This is a genomic window from Streptomyces sp. NPDC043854 (assembly GCF_056436005.1).
This window is the reverse complement of the sequence record NZ_JBWKDK010000017.1, coordinates 51,439-73,286: the sequence shown is the minus strand read 5'-3', so window position 1 is coordinate 73,286 and position 21,848 is coordinate 51,439. Positions and strand designations below refer to the sequence as shown.

Annotated in this window: 22 protein-coding genes and 1 tRNA gene; 15 read left to right on the top strand and 8 right to left on the bottom strand. The window is 72.1% G+C overall.

The window, feature by feature from the left end:
• Positions 1–13: 13 nt before the first annotated feature.
• A complete protein-coding gene (locus tag AC068A_RS17720) occupies positions 14–523 on the top strand; it encodes a peptidase inhibitor family I36 protein (RefSeq protein WP_478585856.1) in 510 nt (169 codons plus the stop codon).
• On the opposite strand, the gene AC068A_RS17715 is transcribed toward AC068A_RS17720, so the two are convergent.
• A complete protein-coding gene (locus tag AC068A_RS17715; RefSeq protein WP_478585855.1) occupies positions 504–1,328 on the bottom strand; it encodes an ion channel in 825 nt (274 codons plus the stop codon). The genes AC068A_RS17720 and AC068A_RS17715 overlap by 20 nt on opposite strands.
• Before the next feature lie 135 nt (positions 1,329–1,463).
• Positions 1,464–4,196, bottom strand: a complete 2,733-nt coding sequence (aceE, locus tag AC068A_RS17710; RefSeq protein ID WP_478585853.1) for a pyruvate dehydrogenase (acetyl-transferring), homodimeric type — start codon at positions 4,194–4,196, stop codon at positions 1,464–1,466.
• A gap of 432 nt (positions 4,197–4,628) precedes the next feature.
• Between aceE and AC068A_RS17705 the strand changes: the two genes are divergently transcribed.
• The 6 genes from AC068A_RS17705 to AC068A_RS17680 all read left to right on the top strand — a co-directional run bounded on the left by AC068A_RS17705 (position 4,629) and on the right by AC068A_RS17680 (position 9,205).
• Positions 4,629–5,057 (top strand): DUF3052 domain-containing protein, encoded by a 429-nt coding sequence (locus AC068A_RS17705; RefSeq protein ID WP_478585851.1) that lies wholly within the window; start codon positions 4,629–4,631, stop codon positions 5,055–5,057.
• Between the two features lie 153 nt (positions 5,058–5,210).
• Positions 5,211–5,669, top strand: a complete 459-nt coding sequence (locus AC068A_RS17700) for a peroxiredoxin (RefSeq protein WP_478585849.1) — start codon at positions 5,211–5,213, stop codon at positions 5,667–5,669.
• Between the two features lie 167 nt (positions 5,670–5,836).
• Positions 5,837–6,412: a TerD family protein gene (locus AC068A_RS17695; protein ID WP_478585847.1), complete on the top strand. Its 576-nt coding sequence runs from the start codon at positions 5,837–5,839 to the stop codon at positions 6,410–6,412.
• 154 nt (positions 6,413–6,566) lie between these two features.
• The gene (locus AC068A_RS17690; RefSeq protein ID WP_478585845.1) at positions 6,567–7,142 is read left to right on the top strand and encodes a TerD family protein; all 576 of its coding nucleotides are present in this window, start codon (positions 6,567–6,569) and stop codon (positions 7,140–7,142) included.
• A gap of 25 nt (positions 7,143–7,167) precedes the next feature.
• On the top strand, positions 7,168–8,280 hold the full coding sequence (locus AC068A_RS17685; protein WP_478585843.1) for a DUF475 domain-containing protein: 1,113 nt from the start codon (positions 7,168–7,170) through the stop codon (positions 8,278–8,280).
• A gap of 187 nt (positions 8,281–8,467) precedes the next feature.
• Entirely contained in the window at positions 8,468–9,205 is a 738-nt protein-coding gene (locus tag AC068A_RS17680; protein ID WP_478585841.1) for a TerD family protein, read from the top strand.
• 19 nt (positions 9,206–9,224) lie between these two features.
• Here AC068A_RS17680 and AC068A_RS17675 read toward each other — a convergent pair whose 3' ends face one another.
• Positions 9,225–10,019, bottom strand: a complete 795-nt coding sequence (locus AC068A_RS17675) for a TerD family protein (protein WP_478585839.1) — start codon at positions 10,017–10,019, stop codon at positions 9,225–9,227.
• A gap of 194 nt (positions 10,020–10,213) precedes the next feature.
• Between AC068A_RS17675 and AC068A_RS17670 the strand changes: the two genes are divergently transcribed.
• The 4 genes from AC068A_RS17670 to AC068A_RS17655 are packed head-to-tail and all read left to right on the top strand — an operon-like array spanning position 10,214 to position 15,615.
• Positions 10,214–11,389, top strand: a complete 1,176-nt coding sequence (locus AC068A_RS17670) for an HpcH/HpaI aldolase/citrate lyase family protein (protein WP_478585837.1) — start codon at positions 10,214–10,216, stop codon at positions 11,387–11,389.
• A 46-nt stretch (positions 11,390–11,435) separates the two neighbouring features.
• A complete protein-coding gene (locus AC068A_RS17665) occupies positions 11,436–14,129 on the top strand; it encodes a phosphoribosyltransferase (protein WP_478585835.1) in 2,694 nt (897 codons plus the stop codon).
• Positions 14,126–14,956 (top strand): HAD family hydrolase, encoded by an 831-nt coding sequence (locus tag AC068A_RS17660; RefSeq protein ID WP_478585834.1) that lies wholly within the window; start codon positions 14,126–14,128, stop codon positions 14,954–14,956. Before AC068A_RS17665 ends, AC068A_RS17660 begins: the two co-directional genes overlap by 4 nt.
• The gene (locus tag AC068A_RS17655; protein ID WP_478585833.1) at positions 14,953–15,615 is read left to right on the top strand and encodes an O-methyltransferase; all 663 of its coding nucleotides are present in this window, start codon (positions 14,953–14,955) and stop codon (positions 15,613–15,615) included. Before AC068A_RS17660 ends, AC068A_RS17655 begins: the two co-directional genes overlap by 4 nt.
• Before the next feature lie 107 nt (positions 15,616–15,722).
• Here AC068A_RS17655 and AC068A_RS17650 read toward each other — a convergent pair whose 3' ends face one another.
• Both AC068A_RS17650 and AC068A_RS17645 read right to left on the bottom strand, forming a co-directional pair.
• Positions 15,723–15,926 (bottom strand): FmdB family zinc ribbon protein, encoded by a 204-nt coding sequence (locus AC068A_RS17650; protein WP_179172463.1) that lies wholly within the window; start codon positions 15,924–15,926, stop codon positions 15,723–15,725.
• Positions 15,927–15,994: 68 nt separating this feature from the next.
• Positions 15,995–16,978, bottom strand: a complete 984-nt coding sequence (locus tag AC068A_RS17645) for an aldo/keto reductase (RefSeq protein ID WP_478585831.1) — start codon at positions 16,976–16,978, stop codon at positions 15,995–15,997.
• Positions 16,979–17,057: 79 nt separating this feature from the next.
• On the opposite strand from AC068A_RS17645, the gene AC068A_RS17640 reads away from it, so the two are divergent.
• Positions 17,058–18,200 (top strand): ArsR/SmtB family transcription factor, encoded by a 1,143-nt coding sequence (locus AC068A_RS17640; RefSeq protein ID WP_478585830.1) that lies wholly within the window; start codon positions 17,058–17,060, stop codon positions 18,198–18,200.
• 9 nt (positions 18,201–18,209) lie between these two features.
• Here the strand turns inward: AC068A_RS17640 and AC068A_RS17635 are convergent, their stop codons facing one another.
• Together AC068A_RS17635 and AC068A_RS17630 are read right to left on the bottom strand one after the other, a co-directional pair.
• The gene (locus tag AC068A_RS17635; RefSeq protein WP_478585975.1) at positions 18,210–18,767 is read right to left on the bottom strand and encodes a DUF4383 domain-containing protein; all 558 of its coding nucleotides are present in this window, start codon (positions 18,765–18,767) and stop codon (positions 18,210–18,212) included.
• A 345-nt stretch (positions 18,768–19,112) separates the two neighbouring features.
• Positions 19,113–20,402 (bottom strand): hypothetical protein, encoded by a 1,290-nt coding sequence (locus AC068A_RS17630; RefSeq protein WP_478585829.1) that lies wholly within the window; start codon positions 20,400–20,402, stop codon positions 19,113–19,115.
• A gap of 65 nt (positions 20,403–20,467) precedes the next feature.
• On the opposite strand from AC068A_RS17630, the gene AC068A_RS17625 reads away from it, so the two are divergent.
• Positions 20,468–20,539, top strand: a tRNA-Val gene (locus AC068A_RS17625).
• A gap of 163 nt (positions 20,540–20,702) precedes the next feature.
• On the opposite strand, the gene AC068A_RS17620 is transcribed toward AC068A_RS17625, so the two are convergent.
• Positions 20,703–21,068, bottom strand: coding sequence for a helix-turn-helix domain-containing protein (locus AC068A_RS17620; RefSeq protein ID WP_478585828.1), 366 nt, complete (start codon positions 21,066–21,068; stop codon positions 20,703–20,705).
• Positions 21,069–21,315: 247 nt separating this feature from the next.
• On the opposite strand from AC068A_RS17620, the gene AC068A_RS17615 reads away from it, so the two are divergent.
• On the top strand, positions 21,316–21,618 hold the full coding sequence (locus AC068A_RS17615; protein ID WP_478585826.1) for an XRE family transcriptional regulator: 303 nt from the start codon (positions 21,316–21,318) through the stop codon (positions 21,616–21,618).
• Positions 21,602–21,820 carry a hypothetical protein gene (locus tag AC068A_RS17610; protein WP_478585825.1) on the top strand — a complete coding sequence of 73 codons (219 nt, stop codon included), beginning with the start codon at positions 21,602–21,604 and terminating at the stop codon, positions 21,818–21,820. The genes AC068A_RS17615 and AC068A_RS17610 overlap by 17 nt, the downstream gene beginning before the upstream one ends.
• Positions 21,821–21,848 lie beyond the last annotated feature (28 nt).

Below are 21,848 nucleotides of genomic sequence, written 5' to 3'. Positions count from 1 at the left end.
GAGTTGACCCATCATGCGTACGAGTTCCCCCGCAGGTGCCACGCCCGCCCGCGCCGCCCGCGCCTGCACCACGGCCCGTACGGCTCGTACGGCCACGGCGCGCGCCGCCTCCGGACGCGTCCACGCGGCCCTGGCCGCGGCCGCCCTGGTGCTGGCCGCCCTCCTGCCCGGCGGGTCCGGCACCGCGCACGCCGCACCCGCCGCACCCGGCGGGCCCGCCGCGGGCCCGCCGCCGAGGAAGGCGGTGCCCTGCGCGACCGGGCAGCTGTGCCTGTGGGCGCGGCCCGAGTTCAAGGGCCAGCGGCACACCCACGAGCTGAGCGGCCTGGACGTCAACAGCTGCACCGCGCTGCCCGCCGGGACCAGCGCCCAGTCCCTCGTCAACCGCACCGGGCGGCCGGTGACCACCTACCAGTCGGCCGAGTGCGCCGAGACGGGCGAGTTCCAGACCTACCCCGGCGACGGAGTCCAGCTCCCCGAGTCGCCCTACCTGGTGCGCGCCTTCAAGGTGTGGGAAAGCTAGCGGACCCCGCCACCGGGGCCGCCGCGGACACCGGGGCTGCCTCGGTGGCCGGGCCGGAAACCCGGGCTGCCGGCCCCGGCGCGGTCCCGCCCAGCCGGGCGACCTCGGCTCTCAGGGCCCGTACCTCTGCTGCCAGCTCGGCGATGGCCGCGGTCTGCTCCCGCTCGGCCTGGTCGTCGAACTCGAAGCGGGCGATGAACCAGGCCGCGATGTTCGCGGTGACCACACCGAGCAGGGCGATCCCGGCCAGCATCAGCCCCACCGCGAGCACCCGGCCGAGCCCGGTGGTGGGGGAGTGGTCGCCGTACCCCACGGTGGTCATCGTGGTGAAGCTCCACCACACGGCGTCGCCCAGGTTCCGGATGTTGCCGTTGGGCGCGTCCCGCTCCACGCTCAGCACCGCCAGGGAGCCGAACATCATCAGCCCGACCACCGAGCCCGCCACGTACGTGGTGAGCCGGATCTGCGGGGCCATCCGGGCGCGCCGGCCCACCAGCAGCAGGGTGGACACCAGCCGCAGCAGCCGCAGTGGCTGGATCATCGGCAGCACCACCGCGATCAGGTCCAGCCAGTGGGAGCGGACGAAGGCCTTCTTGGAAGCCGACAGGCCCAGCCGCACCAGGTAGTCGGCGGCGAACGCAGCCCACACCGCCCATTCGGTGACCGCGCACGCACGGTGCACCCGGGCGTCCGCGTCGGGGGCCACGATCGGCACGGCATAGGCGACGGCGAACGCCACGGCGAGGACGAGCAGCGGGGTCTGGGTCCGCTGCTCCCACCGCAGCTGGCGGGACGATTCCTTCATACGGAGCATCGTAAGGAACGCGTAAAGCTCACAGGCCGGTGCTGCGGTGCTGCGGCCGTCGCACGGCGGCGGGCCGGGGCGCACACCGGCACCCCGGCCCGCCGACCGCCGCCGCAAGACCCTCGGGGCCCGCCGCTACGCGTCGCCGCCCGCCGTGCCCGGGTCGGCCGCCGCCACCTCCAGCAGCCGGTAGCGGTCCACGGCCTGCTTCAGCGCCGACCGGTCGATCCGGCCCGCCTTGGCGAGCTCGGTCAGCACTGCCAGCACCACCGACTGGGCGTCGATGTGGAAGAACCGACGCGCCGCACCGCGCGTGTCCGCGAAGCCGAACCCGTCCGCACCCAGCGAGGTGTACGCGCCCGGCACCCACCGCGCGATCTGGTCCGGGACCGCCCGCATCCAGTCCGAGACCGCGACGAACGGCCCCTCGCCGGCCGACAGCTTCCGCGTCACGTACGGGACGCGCTGCTCCTCCTCCGGGTGGAGCAGGTTGTGCTCCTCCACCTCCACGGCCTCGCGGCGCAGCTCGTTCCAGGAGGTCGCCGACCAGACGTCCGCCTTGACGTTCCACTCCCCGGCCAGGATCCGCTGCGCCTCCAGGGCCCACGGCACCGCCACGCCGGAGGCCAGGATCTGCGCCGGGATGGAGCCGGACGTGCCCGCGGCCACCCGGTGGATGCCCTTGAGGATGCCGTCCACGTCGACGTCGGCCGGCTCGGCCGGGTGCTGGATCGGCTCGTTGTAGACGGTCAGGTAGTAGAAGACGTCCTCGGCCTCGGGGCCGTACATGCGCCGCAGGCCGTCCTTGACGATGTGCGCGATCTCGTAGCCGTAGGCCGGGTCGTACGCGATGCAGCCCGGGTTCGTCGACGCCAGCAGCTGCGAGTGGCCGTCCGCGTGCTGGAGGCCCTCACCCGTCAGGGTGGTCCGCCCCGCGGTCGCACCGAGCACGAAACCGCGCGCCAGCTGGTCGGCCATCTGCCAGAACTGGTCACCCGTGCGCTGGAAACCGAACATCGAGTAGAAGACGTAGACCGGGATCAGCGGCTCGCCGTGCGTCGCGTACGCCGAGCCGGCGGCGATCAGCGAGGCCGTGCAGCCCGCCTCCGAGATGCCGTCGTGCAGCATCTGGCCGGTCGGGGACTCCTTGTACGCCAGCAGCAGGTCGCGGTCGACGGCCTCGTACTGCTGCCCCAGCGGGTTGTAGATTTTGGCGCTCGGGAAGAACGAGTCCATGCCGAAGGTGCGGTACTCGTCCGGCGCGATCAGCACGAACCGCCGGCCGATCTCCTTGTCCCGCATCAGGTCCTTCAGCAGCCGGACGAACGCCATCGTGGTGGCGATCGACTGCTGGCCCGAACCCTTCTTGACCGCCGCGTAGGCCTTGTCGTCGGGCAGCTGGAGCGGCTTGGCGCGCACCACGCGGGTCGGCACGTAGCCGCCCAGTGCCTTGCGCCGGTCGTGCATGTACTGGATCTCGGGCGAGTTGCGGCCCGGGTGGTAGTACGGCGGGGCGCCGTGCTCCAGCTGCGCGTCGGTGATCGGGAGGTGCAGGCGGTCGCGGAAGCGCTTGAGGTCGTCGACCGTCAGCTTCTTCATCTGGTGCGTGGCGTTGCGGCCCTCGAAGTTCGGCCCGAGCGTCCAGCCCTTGATCGTCTTGGCCAGGATCACCGTCGGCTGGCCCTTGTGGGCGCGGGCCGCCGCGTACGCCGCGTAGATCTTCTTGTGGTCGTGGCCGCCGCGCCCCAGGTGCAGGATCTGGTCGTCGGTCATGTCCGCGACCATCGCGCGCAGCCGCTGGTCGTCGCCGAAGAAGTGGTCCCGGATGTACGCGCCCGTCTCGGTGGCGTACGTCTGGAACTGGCCGTCCGGCGTCGAGTTCATCTTGTTGACGAGGATGCCGTCGCGGTCCTGCGCCAGCAGCGGGTCCCAGGAGCGGTCCCAGATCAGCTTGATGACGTTCCAGCCGGCCCCGCGGAAGATCGACTCCAGTTCCTGGATGACCTTGCCGTTGCCGCGCACCGGGCCGTCGAGGCGCTGGAGGTTGCAGTTGACGACGAAGGTGAGGTTGTCCAGGCCCTCGCGGGCCGCCAGCGACAGCTGGCCCAGCGACTCCGGCTCGTCCATCTCGCCGTCGCCGAGGTACGCCCAAACGTGTGACTTGGAGGTGTCCGCGATCCCGCGCGCCTCCATGTACCGGTTCATCCGGGCCTGGTAGATGGCGCCGATCGGGCCCAGGCCCATCGAGACCGTCGGGAACTCCCAGAAGCCCGGCATCAGCCGCGGGTGCGGGTAGCTGGACAGGCCGTACGGGGCCTTCGACTTCTCCTGGCGGAACGCGTCGAGCTGCTGCTCGGAGAGCCGGTCCAGCAGGTACGCGCGGGCGTACACGCCGGGGGAGGCGTGCCCCTGGAAGAAGATCTGGTCGCCGCCGTCACCCTCGTCCTTGCCCCGGAAGAAGTGGTTGAAGCCCACGTCGTAGAGGGAGGCCGAGGAGGCGAAGGTGGCGATGTGGCCGCCGACGCCGATGCCCGGGCGCTGGGCCCGGGAGACCATGACGGCCGCGTTCCACCGGGTGGCGTTGAGGATCTTGCGCTCGATCTCCTCGTTGCCGGGGAAGAACGGCTCGTCCTTGGTCGCGATCGTGTTGACGTAGTCCGAGCTGCGCATCTCGGGCACGGCCACGCGCCGCTCGCGGGCCCGCTCGATCAGGCGCAGCATCAGATAGCGGGCCCGCTCACGGCCGCGCTCGTCCACGGCGGCGTCGAGGGAGTCGAGCCACTCCCGCGTCTCCTCCGGATCGAAGTCCGGGACCTGGCTCGGCAGGCCGCCAATGATGATCGGGTTGCGATCGGATGCGGAAGCCACGCTGTTCCTTCGCTGTCAGGGGAGTCGTGCCTCGGGTGCGCCGCCTCCCATGGTCTTACGCTCGGTCGGAATCGTCATCTTTACCACTGGGTAATCCCTGGAGTCGGGCGATTCGCGATCTCGCGGGCGACCGCTGTGCCGGACCGCAACCCCGGGCCGGGGCGATCACCCGGCCCGCAAGGATGTTCGGTCCCTCAAACAGGTAAGAAGTTCCCAGTCGATGCCGTATCGGCTGCAATGGTGTGGGATGAATCACCACAGGACCGCACGGGAAGGCTGAAAGTTGCGGCGAGACGGCCGCAATCGTCACCGTTTCGGCGGTCCCGGCGGCCGGGTACTTGCGCGATCCGCCGCGCCCGTGTGGACTACGCCCAATGCTGCGCGTACGCGCGCGGCCGAAGACATTCACCGAACATGAGCAGGAGGCACCCCGTGAGCGCGACCGCGGACCACGCGGAGAGCCTGGCCGCCCGGCTGGGTTTCCAGTCCGAACAGGTGGTCCAGGAGATCGGCTACGACGACGACGTCGATCAGGAGTTCCGCGATGAGATCGAGGAACTGATCGGCAACGACCTCGTCGACGAGGACTACGACGACGTGGCCGACGCGGTGCTGCTGTGGTTCCGCAACGAGGACGGCGACCTCACCGACGCCCTCGTCGACGCCACCGAGCTGGTCGAGGAGGCGGCGCTGATCCTGCTGCTGACCCCGAAGACGGGCCGTCCCGGCTACGTCGAGGCCAGTGACATCAGCGAGGCCGCCGAGACCGCCGGCCTGTCGCAGACCAGGCCCGTCAGCGTCGGCAAGGAGTGGGCCGCCAGCAAGCTGGTGACCCCCAAGGCCGCCAAGTCCAAGCGCTGAGCGACGCGCCGCAGCCGAGCGCCGCAGCCAAGCGGAGACACACCCCGCCGACCCCGTCGGCGGGGTGTGTGCGTCTGCAGGTCCCTGCCCCATAGGCTGGCCTCTCACCCGAACAGCCGAACGCAGGGATGCGGGAACGAAGGGATGCGACAGATGGCCATCGAGATCGGCAGCAAGGCCCCGGACTTCGAGCTCAAGGACAACCACGGCGCCACCGTCCGGCTCTCCGACTTCCGCGGCGAGAAGGCCGTGGTGCTGCTGTTCTACCCGTTCGCCTTCACCGGTGTGTGCACGGGCGAGCTGTGCGAGCTGCGCGACCAGCTGCCCCGCTTCCAGAACGACGACGTCCAGCTCCTCGCTGTCTCCAACGACTCCGTGCCGACCCTGCGCGTCTTCGCCGAGAAGGAGGGCTTCGACTACCCGCTGCTGTCCGACTTCTGGCCGCACGGCGAGACCTCCCGCGCGTACGGCGTCTTCGACGAGGAGAAGGGCTGCGCGGTCCGCGGCACCTTCATCATCGACAAGGACGGCACCGTGCGCTGGACCGTCGTCAACGGGCTGCCCGACGCGCGTGACCTGAACGAGTACATCAAGGCGCTCGACAGCCTGTGAGCCGCGTTCCCGTTCCGCCGGGCGGTTGCGCGGGCAGAATCCGCGTGGCGGCGGGAACCCGTCACTAGGATCAACACGTTGATCCGGTAGCTCCCCCAGCCCTCGCTGGGAGGGCCCCCATCGCACGACAGGGGCACCGCCCCGGACATGAATTCATTGGAGGACCCGTGGGAGTCAGCCTCAGCAAGGGCGGCAACGTCTCGCTGACCAAGGCCGCGCCGAATCTGACGGCCGTGCTCGTCGGCCTGGGCTGGGACGCTCGCACCACCACCGGTGTCGACTTCGACCTCGACGCCAGCGCGCTCCTGACCAACGACCTGGGCAAGGTCACCAACGACTCGAACTTCGTGTTCTTCAACAACCTGAAGAGCCCGGACGGCTCGGTCGAGCACACCGGTGACAACCTCACCGGTGAGGGCGAGGGCGACGACGAGGTGATCAAGGTGAACCTGGCCGGCGTCCCGGCCGACGTCGCCAAGATCGTCTTCCCGGTCTCGATCTACGAGGCCGACAGCCGCCAGCAGAGCTTCGGCCAGGTCCGCAACGCGTACATCCGCGTCGTGAACCAGGCGGACAACACCGAGCTCGCCCGCTACGACCTCTCCGAGGACGCCTCGACCGAGACCGCCATGGTCTTCGGCGAGCTCTACCGCAACGGTGCGGAGTGGAAGTTCCGCGCCATCGGCCAGGGTTACGCCTCCGGCCTGGCCGGCATCGCGCGGGACTTCGGCGTCAACGTCTGATCCCGCCTGCTGTTCACCCGTCCGGCGCCGTGCACACACCCCGTGTACGGCGCCGGACGCGGTTGCACCACCGCACCACCGCACCACCGCACCGCCGGCCCGTCCCGCGCACGGGCGGGCCCTGACCACCACGTCGTCCGGGGAGGACTTCAACATGGGCGTCACACTCGCCAAGGGGGGCAACGTCTCCCTGTCCAAGGCCGCACCGAACCTCACCCGGGTCCTGGTCGGTCTGGGCTGGGACGCGCGTTCGACGACAGGGGCCGACTTCGACCTCGACGCCAGCGCGCTGATGTGCCGCGACGGCCGGGTCCTGGGGGACCGGTACTTCGTCTTCTACAACAACCTCAAGAGCCCCGAGGGCTCCGTCGAACACACGGGTGACAACCTCACCGGCGAGGGTGACGGCGACGACGAGTCGATCATCGTGGACCTGGGCAAGGTCCCGGCCGAGGTCGACAAGATCGTCTTCCCGGTCTCGATCCACGACGCGGACGCCCGCCGGCAGACGTTCGGGCATGTCACCAACGCCTTCATCCGGGTCGTGAACGAGTCGGACGGCCAGGAGCTGGCCCGCTACGACCTCTCGGAGGACGCCTCGACCGAAACCGCGATGATCTTCGGCGAGGTCTACCGGTACGGAGGCGAATGGAAGTTCAGGGCGGTGGGCCAGGGGTACGCGTCGGGCCTGAGGGGCATCGCTCTAGACTTCGGGGTCAACGTTTCGTAAAGCCGTACGAGAACATGGGGTGCCAGTGGTTCTGAAAACCTTCGGCTGGTCGTTCGCCATCACGGCGCTCGGCCTTGCCTTCGCCGCTTGGCAGTGGGGGTGGGAGGCGTTCGGGATCGTGCTGATCCTGTCGATCCTCGAAATCTCGCTGTCCTTCGACAACGCGGTCGTCAACGCCGGAATCCTGAAGAAGATGAATGCCTTCTGGCAGAAGATCTTCCTCACGGTCGGCATCCTGATCGCGGTCTTCGGCATGCGGCTGGTGTTCCCCGTGGCCATTGTCGCGATCAGCGCCAAGGTGGGCCCGATCGAGGCCATCGAGCTGGCCCTGGACCACCCCGAGCAGTACGAGGCGCTGGTCACCGACGCCCACCCGGCGATCGCGGCGTTCGGCGGCATGTTCCTGCTGATGATCTTCCTCGACTTCGTCTTCGAGGAGCGCGAGCACAAGTGGCTCGCCTGGCTGGAGCGGCCGCTGGCCAAGCTCGGCAAGGTCGACATGCTCTCGGTGTGCATCGCCCTGATCGCCCTGCTGGTCGCCGCGATGACCTTCGCGACGAACGCCCACACCAGCACCGGCCACGCGGACAAGTCCGCAACGGTCCTGCTGGCCGGCGTCGCCGGTCTGATCACCTACCTGATCGTCGGCGGCCTCTCCTCCTACTTCGAGGACAAGCTGGAGGAGGAAGAGGAGCGCGAGCACGAGGAGGAGGAGAAGGCCAAGGCAGAGGGCAAGCAGGTCTCCGCGGTCGGCCTGGCCGGCAAGGCCGCCTTCTTCCTGTTCCTCTACCTGGAGGTCCTCGACGCCTCCTTCTCCTTCGACGGCGTCATCGGCGCCTTCGCCATCACCAACCACATCTTCTGGATGGCGCTCGGCCTCGGCATCGGCGCCATGTACGTCCGGTCGCTCACGGTCTACCTGGTCCGCCAGGGCACCCTGGACGACTACGTCTACCTGGAGCACGGCGCGCACTACGCGATCGGCGCCCTCGCGGTCATCCTGCTCGTCACCATCGAGCACGAGATCAGCGAGATCATCACCGGCCTCATCGGCGTCGTCCTGATCGCCGCCTCCTTCTGGTCCTCCGTGCGCCGCAACAAGCGGATGGAGCTGGAGGAAGCCTCCGCCGGGGCATGACCTCCACCGGGGCATGACCTCCAGCGAGGCATGACCGCGGCGGTATTGCGGAACGCTCCATGGCGGGGCGGCCTGCTGGGTCCACGGACCCGGGGGGCCGCCCCGTCCGCGTAGCCGCGCCCGTGCGGCGGCCCGCGCGGGGACCACAGGGGGATCAGGGGATCCCGGCAGTCAGGGGGGACAGGGGATGGGATTCTTCGACGGCATCAGGGGCAGCCGTGCCCTTCAGTTCGACTCGGGCAACGCCTCTTCGGCGATCGAGCTCACCAAGCGGCAACCGACGGTGTCGCTGACCAAGCAGGGTGCCGTCCACGGCAATCTGCGCGTCAACCTGTCCTGGCGGATGCGCAGCTCCGACATCGGCGGCCGCAGCGGCCAGAGCGGCCAGCTGCTGCGGCACCCGTTCAAGCTGTTCAAGCCGGACGTGGTGCAGGGGCACACCCAGGGCATGGTCAACGTCGACCTCGACATCGGCTGCCTGTACGAGCTGGCCGACGGCACCCGGGGCGTCGTACAGCCGCTGGGCAACCTGCTGGGCGACATCAACAGCCCGCCGTACGTGAAACTCAGCGGCGACGACCGGTTCGGCGCGCCCTCCGGCGAGACGGTCTTCATCAACCTCGACCACGCGGACGAGATCAAGCGGCTGCTGGTGTTCGTCTACATCTACGACCAGACCCCGGCCTTCGACCGGACGCACGCCCTGGTCACCCTGTACCCGATCACCGGGCCGCGGATCGAGATCCCGCTGGAGGAGCGGCACCCGGAGGCCCGCTCCTGCGCCGTGGTCTCCCTGGAGCACGTCAAGGGCGAGCTGATCGTGCGCCGCGAGGTGAAGTTCGTGTACGGGTTCCAGGCCGAGCTGGACCGGCTGTACGGGTGGGGCCTGCAGTGGGGGCGGGGCTACAAGAGCACCAAGGCCTGACCGCCCCCACCCGGCGGCGTCAGCGCCGGACGAACTGCGGGCCCTGCACCGGCAGCCGGAACGACGGGTCGCCGCCCGGGGCCGGCACCGGCGCCGGGGACACCGGCTGCGGGTACCCGTACGCCGGCTGCTCGGCCGGCGGGGCCTGCGTCTGCGGCGCGGGCGGGTGCGGAGGCGGCGTCGGCGGCCGCATCGCGGCCGTCTGCTCGGAGGTGGGCCCGGCCGCGCCGGCGCCCGCGGAGGCGCCCTCGGCGGGGCCGTCGGAGGCGTTCTCGTCCACCGAGATGCCGTGGTCGGTCGCCAGCCCCACCAGCCCGTCGGAGTAGCCCTCGCCGAGCGCGCGGAACTTCCACGCGTCGCCCCGCCGGTACAGCTCCCCGCAGATCAGGGCCGTCTCGGCGCCGGTCTCCGGCCGTACGTCGAAGTAGGCCAGCGGTTCGGCGCCGCCGGTCGCAGTGGCGTCGTACAGCAGGATCCGCAGGTCCCGGACCCGCTGGAACGGCACGTCCTCGGCGGAGGCGACCACCAGGATCCGGTCCACCACCGGGGGCACCGTCCGCAGGTCCGCCTGCACGGCGTCGGTGACGGACTCGCCGACCTGCTTCTTGCCGAGCCGCCAGACGGAACCGGAGGGGTGGCGGGGCTGGTTGTAGAAGACGAAGTCCTCGTCCGAGCGCACCCGTCCGTCCGGGCCCACCAGCAGCGCCGAGGCGTCCACGTCCGGTACCTCGGGACCGCCGGTCCAGCGCAGCACCGCCCGGACCGCCACCGTGGTCACCGGGATGTTCGAGCCCTTCTGCATCGCGTGCGTCATGCCCGTCATCCTGCCCTCCCGGGGCGGCGCGGAACAACGCGGCCCCCCGCAGGGCCTTGCCCCGGCCGCCGACCGTGGGCATGGTGCATAAGGGTTACCTGAACTTCATGTGCTTGAGGAACTCTTGACTCACGTTCGTACGTACTATTACCGGCCACGCCAGTTGGGCCGCCGAGGCAGTACGGGGGAAGCACATGCGTCACTTTGGGCACATATCGCCCGCGGTCCGCCAGGAACTCTTCCACATGGAGCCGGCCGAATTCACCGCCGCCTCCCCCGCACGCCTGCTCGCCGCCGCCCTCGGAGCCACCCTCTACAGCCCGGCCACCCGGCCGAACCTCGCCGGCGACATCCGCAAGCAGGCCGGCCGCGGGGTCGTCTCCATGGTCCTCTGCCTGGAGGACTCCATCAGCGACGGCGACGTGCACGACGCCGAGGAGAACCTCGTCCGGCAGTTCGCCGACCTCGACGAGCAGGGCGCGGGCGACCCGGAGCTCCCCCTCCTCTTCATCCGCGTCCGCACCCCCGAGCAGATACCCGACCTCACGCGCCGCCTCGGCGGCTCCGTCCACAGAATGGCCGGATTCGTCCTTCCCAAGTTCACCGTGAGCCGCGGCCCCGCCTTCCTCGACGCCGTGGCCGAGGCGGAGGCCCTCAGCGGGCTCCCCCGGCTCTACGCGATGCCCGTCCTGGAAACCCCCGACCTGCTGCACCTCGAAACCCGCGCCGAGGCCCTCGCCGGGATCTCCCACACGGTCAGCCGGTACCGCGAGCGCGTGCTCGCCCTGCGGCTCGGCGTCACCGACTTCTGCTCCGCGTACGGCCTGCGCCGCACCCCCGACATGACCGCGTACGACGTCCAGATCGTCGCCGGGGTGATCGCCGACGTGGTCAACGTGCTCAGCCGCGCCGACGGCACCGGCTTCACCGTGACCGGCCCGGTCTGGGAGTACTTCCGCCGCCAGCAGCGCCTGTTCAAGCCGCAGCTGCGGCGCAGCCCCTTCCTGGAGGAGGGCGTCGAGGAGCTGCGCACCGCCCTGATCGAGCACGACCTGGACGGGCTGCTGCGCGAGATCGAACTCGACCGGGCCAACGGGCTCCTCGGCAAGACCTGCATCCACCCGGCCCACGTCACGCCCGTGCACGCGCTGTCGGTGGTCTCCCACGAGGAGTTCAGCGACGCCCAGGACATCCTGCGCCCCGACCGCGACGGCGGCGGCGTCATGCGCTCCGCGTACACGAACAAGATGAACGAGGTGAAGCCCCACCGGGCCTGGGCGGAGCGCACCATGCTGCGCGCCGAGGTGTTCGGGGTGGCGAAGGAGCAGGTCGGCTTCGTCGACCTGCTCACGGCAGGGCTCCAGGTGTGAGCGGGCAGGGCACGGACCTGGCTGCGATATGACCGGTGTGACTCGTATGACGACGGAGAAGGGCAAGAAGATCGACGCGGTGTGGTCGGGAACCTGGGTCGCGGACCGGCTGGGCGTACGCCTGGAAGGAGCGGACGGCTCCCGCAGGCCGGGGTTGGAGGAGCTCCTCGGCCTCGCCCTGCGGCGCAACCCCAAGCGGGCCCACCTGCTGGTCTCGCAGGTGCTCGGCAAGCACGTCCCGCAGTCCCCGCGCGCCGTCCACGCCGCCGGGTACGGGCTCGGCGAGCGGGTCCGGGCCCTGCTCGACGCCGCCGGGGAGGACCCGGCCGCCGCGGTGGTCCTCGGCTACGCCGAGACCGCGACGGGCCTCGGCCACTGCGTGGCCGACGGCCTGGGCGCCGCCCCCTACCTGCACTCCACGCGCCGCCCGGTGCCGGGCGTGGCACCCGCCGGCGGCTTCGAGGAGAGCCACTCGCACGCCACCTCCCACCTGCTGCTGCCCGAGGACCCGAAGCTGCTGGCCGGCGGCGGGCCGCTGGTCCTCGTCGACGACGAGTTCTCCACCGGCAACACGGTCCTGAACACCATCCGCGACGTGCACGCCCGCCACCCCCGCACGCACTACGTGGTCGTCGCCCTCGTCGACATGCGCTCCCCGGCCGACCGCGAGCGGCTCAGCGCCTTCGCAGCCGAGATCGGCGCACGGGTCGACCTCCTCGCGCTGGCCTCGGGGAGCGTGCACCTGCCCGAGGGGGTCCTGGCCAAGGGGCAGGCCCTGGTCGAGCAGTACGAACGGGAGGCCCGGGACGGGATCGGGACCGGGGAGGGGGCCGGGGCCGCGGGCTCCGGCTCCGGCCCGGCGCCCGGCTCCGGCCCGGTCTCCGGCTCCGTGCCGGCTTCCGGCCCCGCCGCTGCCTCCGCCTGCGCCTCCGTGCCCGGGCCGCGTCACGCCCCGGTCCGGCGGGTGGAGTTGGACTGGCCGGCCGGGGTGCCCGACGGCGGGCGCCACGGCTTCACCCCTGCGCACCGCGACCGCCTGGAGGCCGCGCTGCCCGCGCTGGCCGGGCAGCTCGCCGACGCGCTGGGCGCCGCCCCCGGCCGGGTCCTCGTCCTCGGCAACGAGGAGCTGATGTACGCGCCGCTGCGTCTCGCGCTCGCCCTGGAGGAGTCCGGGGCGGCCCGCGAGGTCCGCTTCTCCACCACCACCCGCTCGCCCGTCCTCGCCGTCGACGACCCCGGCTACGCGATCCGCACCCGGCTCGTCTTCCCCGCCCACGACGCCCCCGCCGACGGGCCGGGGGACCGGTACGCCTACAACGTGGCCGGGGCCGGCTTCGACACCGTCCTCGCCGTGGTCGACGGCCACGGGGACACCGACGCGCTGCACGCCCCCGACGGGCTCCTCGCCCGCCTGGCCCCGCACGCCGGGCAGGTCCTGCTCGCCGTCGTCCCCTCGTACGTGCCCGCGCGCACCCCCGACGCCTCTCCCGACCGGCAGGAGCCGACCATGCCCGAGCCGACCCTGCTCCAGCCCGGCCCGGCGCACCCGGCCGCGGCGCAGCCGGACCCGACGCAGCCGCGCCTGCCCGAGCCGCTGCGCGGCCCGGCCTTCTCCTCGTACGCCGCCGAGGACGTCGGCTGGCTGCTCCAGGACCTCTCCGGCGTGGCCCTGGAGGCCCCGACCGAGGAACGCGAGGAGGCCATCCAGGCGGGCGGCGCGCACTACGCGGAGTCGCTCCCCGTCGAGTACCAGCCGTCCGACCAGTACCAGGAGCTCTACCGGAGCGCGCTGGACGCCTCCGCCGCCCGCATCGCGCGGGCCGTCGGCACGGTCACCGAGATCGTCCTCGCCGAGCGCACCCCCTCGCCGGTCCTGGTCTCCCTGGCCCGCGCCGGCACCCCCGTCGGCGTGCTGATGCGCCGCTGGGCGAAGGCCCGGCACGGCCTGGACCTGCCGCACTACGCCGTCTCCATCGTGCGCGGCCGCGGCATCGACGCCAACGCGCTGCGCTGGCTGGCCGCCCACCACGACCCCGCCGACGTCGTCTTCGTCGACGGCTGGACCGGCAAGGGCGCCATCACCCGCGAGCTGTCCGCCGCCCTGCGCGCCCACCGCGAGCAGGAGGGCGGCCCGGAGTTCAACCCGGACATCGTCGTCCTGGCCGACCCCGGCTCGTGCGTGCCCACGTACGGCACCCGCGAGGACTTCCTGATCCCCTCCGCCTGCCTCAACTCCACCGTCTCGGGCCTGATATCGCGTACGGTGCTCAGGTCCGACCTGGTCGGGCCCGCCGACTTCCACGGCGCGAAGTTCTACCGCGAGCTCGCCGGGGCCGACGTCTCCGCCGACTTCGTCGACACTGTCGCCGCCCGCTTCGGCGAGGTGGCCGACGCCGTCGACGCCGAGGCCAAGGAGCTGCTCGCGGCCGACCGGACCCCGACCTGGGAGGGCTGGGCCGCAGTGGAGCGGATCAGCGAGGAGTACGGCATCCACGACGTCAACCTGGTCAAGCCCGGCGTCGGCGAGACCACCCGGGTGCTGCTGCGCCGCGTGCCCTGGAAGGTCCTGGCCGGGCGCGGCGCCGGCCCCGACCTGGACCACGTACGGCTCCTCGCCGAGCAGCGCGGAGTACCGGTGGAAGAGGTCGACGGGCTGCCCTACACCTGCGTGGGACTCATCCACCCCCGATACACGCGCGGCGCGACCGGCGCCGACGGAAAGGCTGTGGCCTCCAAGTGACTGTCCTGGTAGCCAGCGATCTCGACCGTACGCTCATCTACTCGGCGGCCGCCCTCGGCCTGACCGTGCCCGACGCGGACGCCCCCCGGCTGCTGTGCGTGGAGGTGCACGAGAGCAAGCCGCTGTCGTACATGACGGAAACCGCGGCGGCCCTGCTGGCCGAACTGACCGCCGACCCCTCGGTGTTCTTCGTCCCGACCACGACCCGGACGCGCAAGCAGTACCAGCGCATCCGCTTCCCCGGCCGCCCGGCCCCGTACGCGATCTGCGCCAACGGCGGGCAGCTGCTGGTGGACGGGGTGCCGGACCGGGACTGGCGCCGGCAGGTGGCCGCCCGGCTGGCCGAGGAGTGCGCCCCGCTGGAGGAGGTGCACCAGCACCTGCTGGCGGTCGCCGACCCGGCATGGCTGCGCAAGGCGCGGGTCGCGGAGGACCTGTTCGCGTACCTGGTCGTCGAGCGCGACCGGGTGCCGGAGGAATGGATCAAGGTGCTGACCGCCTGGGCCGAGGCCCGCGGCTGGACGATCTCCCTCCAGGGCCGCAAGGTCTACGCGGTCCCGCGGCCGCTGACGAAGAGCGCCGCGATGCGCGAGGTGGCCCGGCGCACGGGCGCGTCCACGACGCTGGCGGCCGGGGACTCCCTGCTGGACGCCGACCTGCTGCTCTCGGCGGACGCGGCCTGGCGGCCCGGGCACGGCGAACTGGCCGACGCGGGCTGGCACGCGCCGTCGGTCACGGCCCTGACGGAGAAGGGCGTCGCGGCGGGCGAGGAGATCGTGCGGGCATTCTCCCGGACTGCCCGTGAAGTGGGCACACTTGGCGCATGACCAAGGGCAATACGACGAAGATCACTGACGAGCTCTACCGCTACATGCTCGACCACAACCCTCCGCTGGACGAGATCCAGCGGGGGCTGGTGGACACCACGTACGCCAAGTTCCCCGATGTCGCCGGCATGCAGTCCGCGGAGGAACAGGGCCCGCTGCTGGCCTTCCTGGTCCGGCTGACCGGCGCCCGCCACATCGTGGAGATCGGCACCTTCACCGGCTTCTCCACCCTCTCCATGGCCCAGGCGATGCCCGCGGACGGCGTCCTGATCGCCTGCGACATCTCGGACGAGTGGACCGCGTACGGGCGGCAGGCCTGGGAGGCGGCCGGCGTCGCCGACCGCATCGACCTGCGCATCGCCCCGGCGCTGGACACGCTGCGCGCCATGCCGGCCGAGCCGCACATCGACATGGCGTATGTCGACGCGGACAAGGAGAACCAGATCGCGTACTGGGAGGAGCTCGTCCCGCGGATGCGGCCGGGCGGGCTGATCGTCACCGACAACACGCTGTTCCACGGCATGGTCGTGGACGAGACGGCGACGAGCGGGTCGGCGGCCGGCGTCCGCGCCTACAACGACCACGTGGCGGAGGATCCGCGGATGGAGTCCGTGCTGCTGGCGATCTCGGACGGGCTCACCCTGTCGCGCAAGCGCTGACGCCGGCCGCCGCCCGTCGGTCGGCGCCCGTCGGCCGGGCGCCACGGGGCGCCTCCGGTCGCCGGCCGCCCGCCGCCCGCCGCCCGCCGCCCGGGGTGACGGGCGTACTAGCAGCAGCCTCCGCCACCGCAGCAGCCTCCGCCGGACGGGGCGGGGGCGCTGCTGGTCCCGCCGACGGCGACGGCGGAGAGCAGCTTCACGGTGTCGGAGTGCCCGGCGGGGCAGTCGGCGGGGGCGGACGACTCGGCCATGGGACGGCTGACCTCAAAGGTGTCGTCGCAGGTCCGGCAGCGGAATTCGTATCGAGGCATGCGCCAAGGCTACCGAGCGGCCCCGCACCGAGGAGGCCCCGCCGGCCACCGGGGAAGCCGCGCCCCCGCTACCGGGCCGTGTCCGCCCGGGCTGCGGTGCGGCCGTCCTGGCCGTCGGGGTCCAGGAGCCGCAGCTCGTCCTCGGACAGGCGCAGGGCGCCCGCGGCGATGTTGTCGGCCAGGTGGTCCGGATTGCCGGTGCCCGGAATGGCCAGGACGTGCTTGCCGAGGTGCAGCGTCCATGCCAGCCGCACCTGCGCCGGGCTCACTCCGCGGGCCTGGGCGAGGGCGGAGACGGCCTCGGCAGTGGTGTCGGCGTCGGCCTGGTTGTCGGACTCGGTGCCGGCGGGGCGGAGCCCGGCCTCGCGCCGCGTGCCGGCCACCGCGTAGAACGGGACGTACGCGACGCCCTGCTGCCCGCAGAGCCGTATGAGCTCGCGCTGTTCGGCCCTCTGTTCCCGGTCGAAGCCGAGACCGTACGCGTTCTGCACGCACACCACCGGGGCGATGGCCTGTGCCTCGGCGAGGTGGTGGGGCCGGACGTTGGACAGGCCGAGGTGGCGGATGAGCCCGGCCTCGCGCAGTTCGGCGAGTGCGCCGAAGCGTTCGGCGATCGAGTCGGTGCCGACGATGCGCAGGTTGACCACGTCGAGGTGGTCGCGGCCGAGCTCGCGCAGGTTCTGCTCGACCTGGCCGCGCAGCCGGCCGGGGGTGGCGTGGGGCATCCAGGCGCCGGACGGGTCGCGGCCCGGTCCGACCTTGGTGGCGATGACGAGGTCGTCCGGGTAGGGCGCGAGCGCACGGTTGATCAGCTCGTTGGCGGAGCGCAGGCGCGAGAAGTAGAAGGCGGCCGTGTCGATGTGGTTCACGCCGAGCTCGACCGCGCGGCGCAGTACGCCGATCGCACGGTCGCGGTCGGCGGGGGCTGCGGCGGGGTCGAAGGCGGCGCCGTCCTGGGTGATCCGCATCGCGCCGAAGCCGATCCGGTTGACGCGGAGGTCGCCGAGGTTCCAGGTGCCGGATGCCGCTGCGGTGATCGTCTGTGGGGTCATGCCGGAATGATCACCGGAGGGTAGGGTGGGCGGCCAATGATTCGGCTCCAGCTGAATCCGGGCCCCCGGGGGGACTGCCATGGGCCGGCCGACGGTGCTGCCGTTCTCGGCGGACGATCTGGCGCGCATGCGGTTCGCCGTCTCGCCGATGTGGCAGCTCATGACCGCTTTCCGGCTGCTGGCCCGGTCCTCGGGCGCGGTGGACGGCGTACGGACAACGCCGACTCGGGCGCGGACGCCGACTCCGGCGACGGCGACGGCAGCGGGAGCGGGAGCGGGAGCGGCGGGGCGGGTGGCCACCGGGCCGGCGGCCGGGCACCCCGTGCACGGGCCGTGGCTCGCGCAGGTGCTGCCGCGGGTGGCGGCCGCCGGGCTGGACCGGGGCTGGCTCGCCGAGCTGATCCCGGCCGCCTCCGGCTACGTCCCCGACTTCCTCACCCCGGCGCCGCCCGGACCGGCCCCCGCACTGGGCCGGGAACTCGCCGCGGTCACGGCCACCCCGGCGGAGCGGGTGCGCCGGAACCTCGAACACCTCGGGCACCACCAGGGGCGGCTCGGCCCGCGGCTGCGGGCGCTGCACGCGGACCCGCGCGGCCGGCTGGCCCGGGTCGCGGAGGAGGCCGAAGCCTTCTGGGAGCTGGCCCTCGCCCCCTACTGGGCACGGATGCGCGCCGTGCTCGACGCCGACGTCCTGCACCGGGCCCGGCAGGCCGCCGAACACGGCGCCGCCCGCCTCCTCACCGACCTGGACCCGCAGGCCGACTGGGACGGCGACGCCCTGCGCCTCGCCCGCCCGCAGTCCCCGCAGCGGGCGCTCAGCCGGGCGGCGGCGGGCCCGGGGCTGCTGCTCATCCCCTCGGCGTTCAAGCCGACCGGCCTCTCCACGCGGGTGGCGCCGCCGGACCCGCCCCAGCTCGTCTATCCCGCGCGCGGCGCCGGCTCCCTGTGGGAGACGCGGCCGCGCACCGCCTCCGCGGCCCTCACCGCCGTACTCGGGCGCTCGCGCAGCACGCTCCTGGCGGAGCTGGACAGCCCCGCCTCCACCACCGAGCTGGCCGACCGCACGGGCCTCTCCCCGGCCCGGGTCTCCCAGTGCCTGACCGCACTGCGCGACGCGGGCCTGGCCAGCGCCCACCGGGCGGGCCGTACCGTGCTCTACGCCCGCACCGCGGCCGCCGAAGCCCTGCTGGCCGCGGCCTCGCCGGGCGGCCGGCAGGGGTAGGGACAGGGATCAGTGCCCTGCGGCGGGCGCCGACGACCGTGCCCGGCCCTGGACCCGGGCCCGGTCCTCGCGGGCCGCCTGCTCGGGGTGGCGGGCCCGCCAGTACGGGTTGTCGTGCGGCAACGCGCTGCCCACCCGCCCGTACATGCCGAACCACATGAGCATCACGCCGACGACGAAGCTGAACAGCACGTTCTGGATCTCGAAGGCGAGGAAGTTCAGTCCGGTGTCCAGCAGGGCGAGGTTGACGAACCCGCTCGCGATGAAGGCCAGCCCCAGCACGATGTTGAGCGTCGACGCGAAGTTCCCGCCGATCACCATCCCGATGAAGAGCAGGAGGCCGACACAGATCGACAGGACGCTCAGCGCGCCGTTGGTGTTGAGGGTGAGGACCCGGTCGCCGCCGGTGTCGAAGAACCCGATCCGGTTCATCAGCCCGAGGATCCCGAAGACGACGAGCAGGACCCCCGTCAGGCCGGCACCGACCCGGTAGACCACGCTGAGCTTGTGGTCGACGGGCAGGTGTTCGTCGAGCTGCGCCTCGACGGGATGCATCATGCGGCGCATGCGGCGCCGCAGCCTGTGGGATTCCTGCGGCACCTGCGGCCCGTAGGGCTCATGGGGCACGTAGGGCGCGTAATTCTCATGGGCCTCGTGACACCCGTAGGTCGCGTGCGGTGCATAGCCCTCACGAGGCGCGGAAGCAGTCCGAGACGCACGAGCCGACCGAGAAAAACGAGCCGCGCGGGAAGCGTGGGCAGCCATACCGCCCTCCTCTGCTCCGTACCTCTACCCCTCCCAGCATCCGCCGATGCCCACCCCCGGACAACTCCGGCCGCAGCTCGGCCCGGCTCGGCCCGGCCCGGCTCGACCCGGCTCGGCTCGACTCGGCTCGGCTCGACTCGGCTCGGCTCAGCCGGTGGCGCGCCGGCCCCGCAGGTCCGCCACCACCCGGCCCACCGCCGCCCGGACCTCCTCCATCTCCCGGAGGAAGTGCCAGTAGTCGGGGTGGCGCCCCTCCAGCGAGGCCACGGCCCGGTCCACCCGGGCTACCGACTCGTCCAGCGGCCCCGCGTGCCGGGGGTCGGGCACGCTGCGGCCCTCCATCGCCAACCGCTGCGCGTCCCGGATCACGAACCGGGTCCGCTGCACCTCCTCCTGCGGGTCCCGCGCCACCGCCTCCAGCCGGGTCAGCCGGTCCTGCGCGGCCGACACCGCCTCGTCGGTGGAGTCCAGGCCCGCCCGCACCGCCTCGATCAGCGCCGTCACGTCCGCCCAGCGCTGCTCCTCCCGCGCCCGGGCGGCCTCCCGCAGCTGCTCCTCCGCCCGCGCGACATCCCGTACCGCCTGCTCCGGCACGTGCTGGAGATCCTGCCAGCAGGCCGCGCTGAACCGCCGGCGCAGCTCGCTGAGCACCGGATCCACCCGGTCCGCCCGGTTGCGCAGCGCCTGCGCCCGGGTCCGCAGGCTCACCAGCCGCCGGTCGATCTCCGCGGCACGCTCGGGCAGTCGCGCGAGCTCGGCCCGTATCGCCTCGGCGTCGCGCAGTATCCGGTCGGCGCGCTGCAGGGTGTCCCGCACCCCGTGCTGGGCGACGCCCTGGTTCAGCAAGGTCAGCTCCGGCCCGAGCGCCGCCAGCCGCGCCGCCAGGTCATCGGCCCGCATCCCCGTTCCGCGGACCCCGTCCAGCGCCGTGCTCGCCGCCAGCAGCGCGGCCTTCGCCCGCTCCCGGGCCGGCGCCACCTGCGCGAGCTGCGTCTCGGCCCGGTCCAGCAGCGGCTGGATGCCCTGAGCGAAACGATCCAGCTCCCCCTTGGCCCGTACGAGCTCCTCGCGCGCCCGCGTCAGCTGGTCCCGCGCCCGCGCCGCCACGGCCCCGTCCAGCTCGGGCCGGTCCAGGTCATGCGCGTCGACCGCCTCGATGTACACGTGGCTGGCCTGGTCGATCCGCTGCCCCAGCGCGGCGAACGCCTCGCCCGCCTGCCGTGCCGCCGGCGAACCGTCCGCCGCGGCAATCGTCTCGATCGAGATCCGCAGATCCCGCTGCGCCGTGTCCAGCTCGTAGAACGCGGCGGCGGCGGCATCCTTGGCCGCCTGAGCATCCGCCCGCCGACTGTCGTCCCGCCCACCGAACCACCGCCGGGATGCCGTCGTCACAATCCCTCTCCCGTACCGCGCCCGCCTCCGCCATGCCCGGTCCATTCTCTCCCACGGGAACGGGTTTGCGTGGGGGGCGTGCCTGCCATGTAGGCTGTCCCCTCGTCCACGGGTGCGTAGCTCAGGGGTAGAGCGCTGCTCTTACAAAGCAGATGTCGGCGGTTCGAAACCGTCCGCGCCCACGTAGGTCTCCGTAGCAGGTCAGACCGGGTTTCAGGGCCCTCCGTCGTATTCGAACGGGGGGCCCTTCCTCGTGCCGGATGCCACATAGATGCCACATCCCCGCAGGGAGGGGTGTGCACGGGGTCTACAGCGAGGGTGGGCGCGCAGGGGGGCGGCCGCCAACTACCCCCGGCGGTTCGCCTCGTTCAGCGCCCGCAGCTCGATCTCCTTGATCTCTTGCTGCTCCGGCGTCAGGCCGCGGAACAGCTCCAGGAGTCGCTCCTCGGCGGCCGGGCTCAGTGGCCCGGGGGCGCGGCGGCCGGCAGCCGCGAACAACTCTGCCTCGGAGAACCTCGGGAACGCCGCGGCGAGGGCGCGGATCGCGTCGGGGCGCGGGGCGCGCTTGCGGTGCACCCACGTGTGAACGGTGGACGGGGAGGCGTCGATGCGGCGCGCGATCTCGCTGTCGCTTACGCCGTAGTCGCCCTTGAGGCGCGCCAAGAGCTGCGCGAAGTCCTCTTCAAGGGGGGTGGGTTCCTCGTCTGTCACATGGCAAGGGTGCCCTTGCCTTCTACTTTTCGCAAGCAAAAGTAGAAGCGTGGCCGAAAGGGCCGCAGCGTGAAGGCGTGCACTTGCGGCGCGTTGCGCTCCCTGCGAGCGCCGGGTGCGCCTTGGGCTGTCCGTCCCCTCGGAGGTTCTCGGAGGAACCCGTTGACATCGCTTCGACTGTGACTGTAAAAATGTCACAGCACCTCACCCAGAGGGGCGCAGCCTCACCGAAAGCACCGGGACTCCCATGCCGAAAGTGCTCCGCAAGGGCGACGGCCAGCCAATCCGCGACGAGATGGAGCGGCGGGGCCTCACCCTCGGCAAGCTCGCCGAACTGACCCGCAAGGTCGACCCGAGCGGTCGCGGGGTGAGTGTGGCGGCCGTCGGGCGGATCGCCGGCAGGGGGCGGACCGCGCGCCAACGGTGCGAGGTGCGCACGGCGTGGCTGATCGCCGAAGGGCTCGACGTCCCAATCCACAGGCTTTTCAGCATGCTCCCACCTTTGACTTCGACAGTAGAAAGGTCAAGTGCTCATGCCGACGAAGGCTGAACGCGCCACCACGCTCCCCGCCGGCCTCGACCCGCTCCTGACCATGCCGCAGCTGGAGACGTACTACCGCGTCTCCGACTGGCAGGTCCTCCAGTGGATCAAGCAGGGGATGCCCGTCGAGCCGTTCGCCGGCCGACAGCGCCGGTTCGACCTCAAGAAGGTCCGCGCCTGGATGGCTGCGCAGCAGCCGGCCGCCGCCTGACCCCTGAAGAACGACGGGGCCGCCGGGA

What these genes read in the sequence shown, in the direction of transcription:
- AC068A_RS17690 (WP_478585845.1), top strand. Translation starts at nt 6,567, where the DNA reads ATGGGCGTCACACTCGCCAAGGGGGGCAACGTCTCCCTGTCCAAGGCC.
- AC068A_RS17700 (WP_478585849.1), top strand. Translation starts at nt 5,211, where the DNA reads ATGGCCATCGAGATCGGCAGCAAGGCCCCGGACTTCGAGCTCAAGGAC.
- AC068A_RS17640 (WP_478585830.1), top strand. Translation starts at nt 17,058, where the DNA reads ATGGGCCGGCCGACGGTGCTGCCGTTCTCGGCGGACGATCTGGCGCGC.
- AC068A_RS17610 (WP_478585825.1), top strand. Translation starts at nt 21,602, where the DNA reads ATGCCGACGAAGGCTGAACGCGCCACCACGCTCCCCGCCGGCCTCGAC.
- AC068A_RS17645 (WP_478585831.1), bottom strand. Translation starts at nt 16,978, where the DNA reads ATGACCCCACAGACGATCACCGCAGCGGCATCCGGCACCTGGAACCTC.
- AC068A_RS17665 (WP_478585835.1), top strand. Translation starts at nt 11,436, where the DNA reads ATGACGACGGAGAAGGGCAAGAAGATCGACGCGGTGTGGTCGGGAACC.
- AC068A_RS17615 (WP_478585826.1), top strand. Translation starts at nt 21,316, where the DNA reads ATGCCGAAAGTGCTCCGCAAGGGCGACGGCCAGCCAATCCGCGACGAG.
- AC068A_RS17635 (WP_478585975.1), bottom strand. Translation starts at nt 18,767, where the DNA reads ATGCGCCGCATGATGCATCCCGTCGAGGCGCAGCTCGACGAACACCTG.
- AC068A_RS17675 (WP_478585839.1), bottom strand. Translation starts at nt 10,019, where the DNA reads ATGACGCACGCGATGCAGAAGGGCTCGAACATCCCGGTGACCACGGTG.
- AC068A_RS17720 (WP_478585856.1), top strand. Translation starts at nt 14, where the DNA reads ATGCGTACGAGTTCCCCCGCAGGTGCCACGCCCGCCCGCGCCGCCCGC.
- AC068A_RS17655 (WP_478585833.1), top strand. Translation starts at nt 14,953, where the DNA reads ATGACCAAGGGCAATACGACGAAGATCACTGACGAGCTCTACCGCTAC.
- AC068A_RS17715 (WP_478585855.1), bottom strand. Translation starts at nt 1,328, where the DNA reads ATGAAGGAATCGTCCCGCCAGCTGCGGTGGGAGCAGCGGACCCAGACC.
- AC068A_RS17680 (WP_478585841.1), top strand. Translation starts at nt 8,468, where the DNA reads ATGGGATTCTTCGACGGCATCAGGGGCAGCCGTGCCCTTCAGTTCGAC.
- AC068A_RS17630 (WP_478585829.1), bottom strand. Translation starts at nt 20,402, where the DNA reads ATGGACCGGGCATGGCGGAGGCGGGCGCGGTACGGGAGAGGGATTGTG.
- AC068A_RS17670 (WP_478585837.1), top strand. Translation starts at nt 10,214, where the DNA reads ATGCGTCACTTTGGGCACATATCGCCCGCGGTCCGCCAGGAACTCTTC.
- AC068A_RS17650 (WP_179172463.1), bottom strand. Translation starts at nt 15,926, where the DNA reads ATGCCTCGATACGAATTCCGCTGCCGGACCTGCGACGACACCTTTGAG.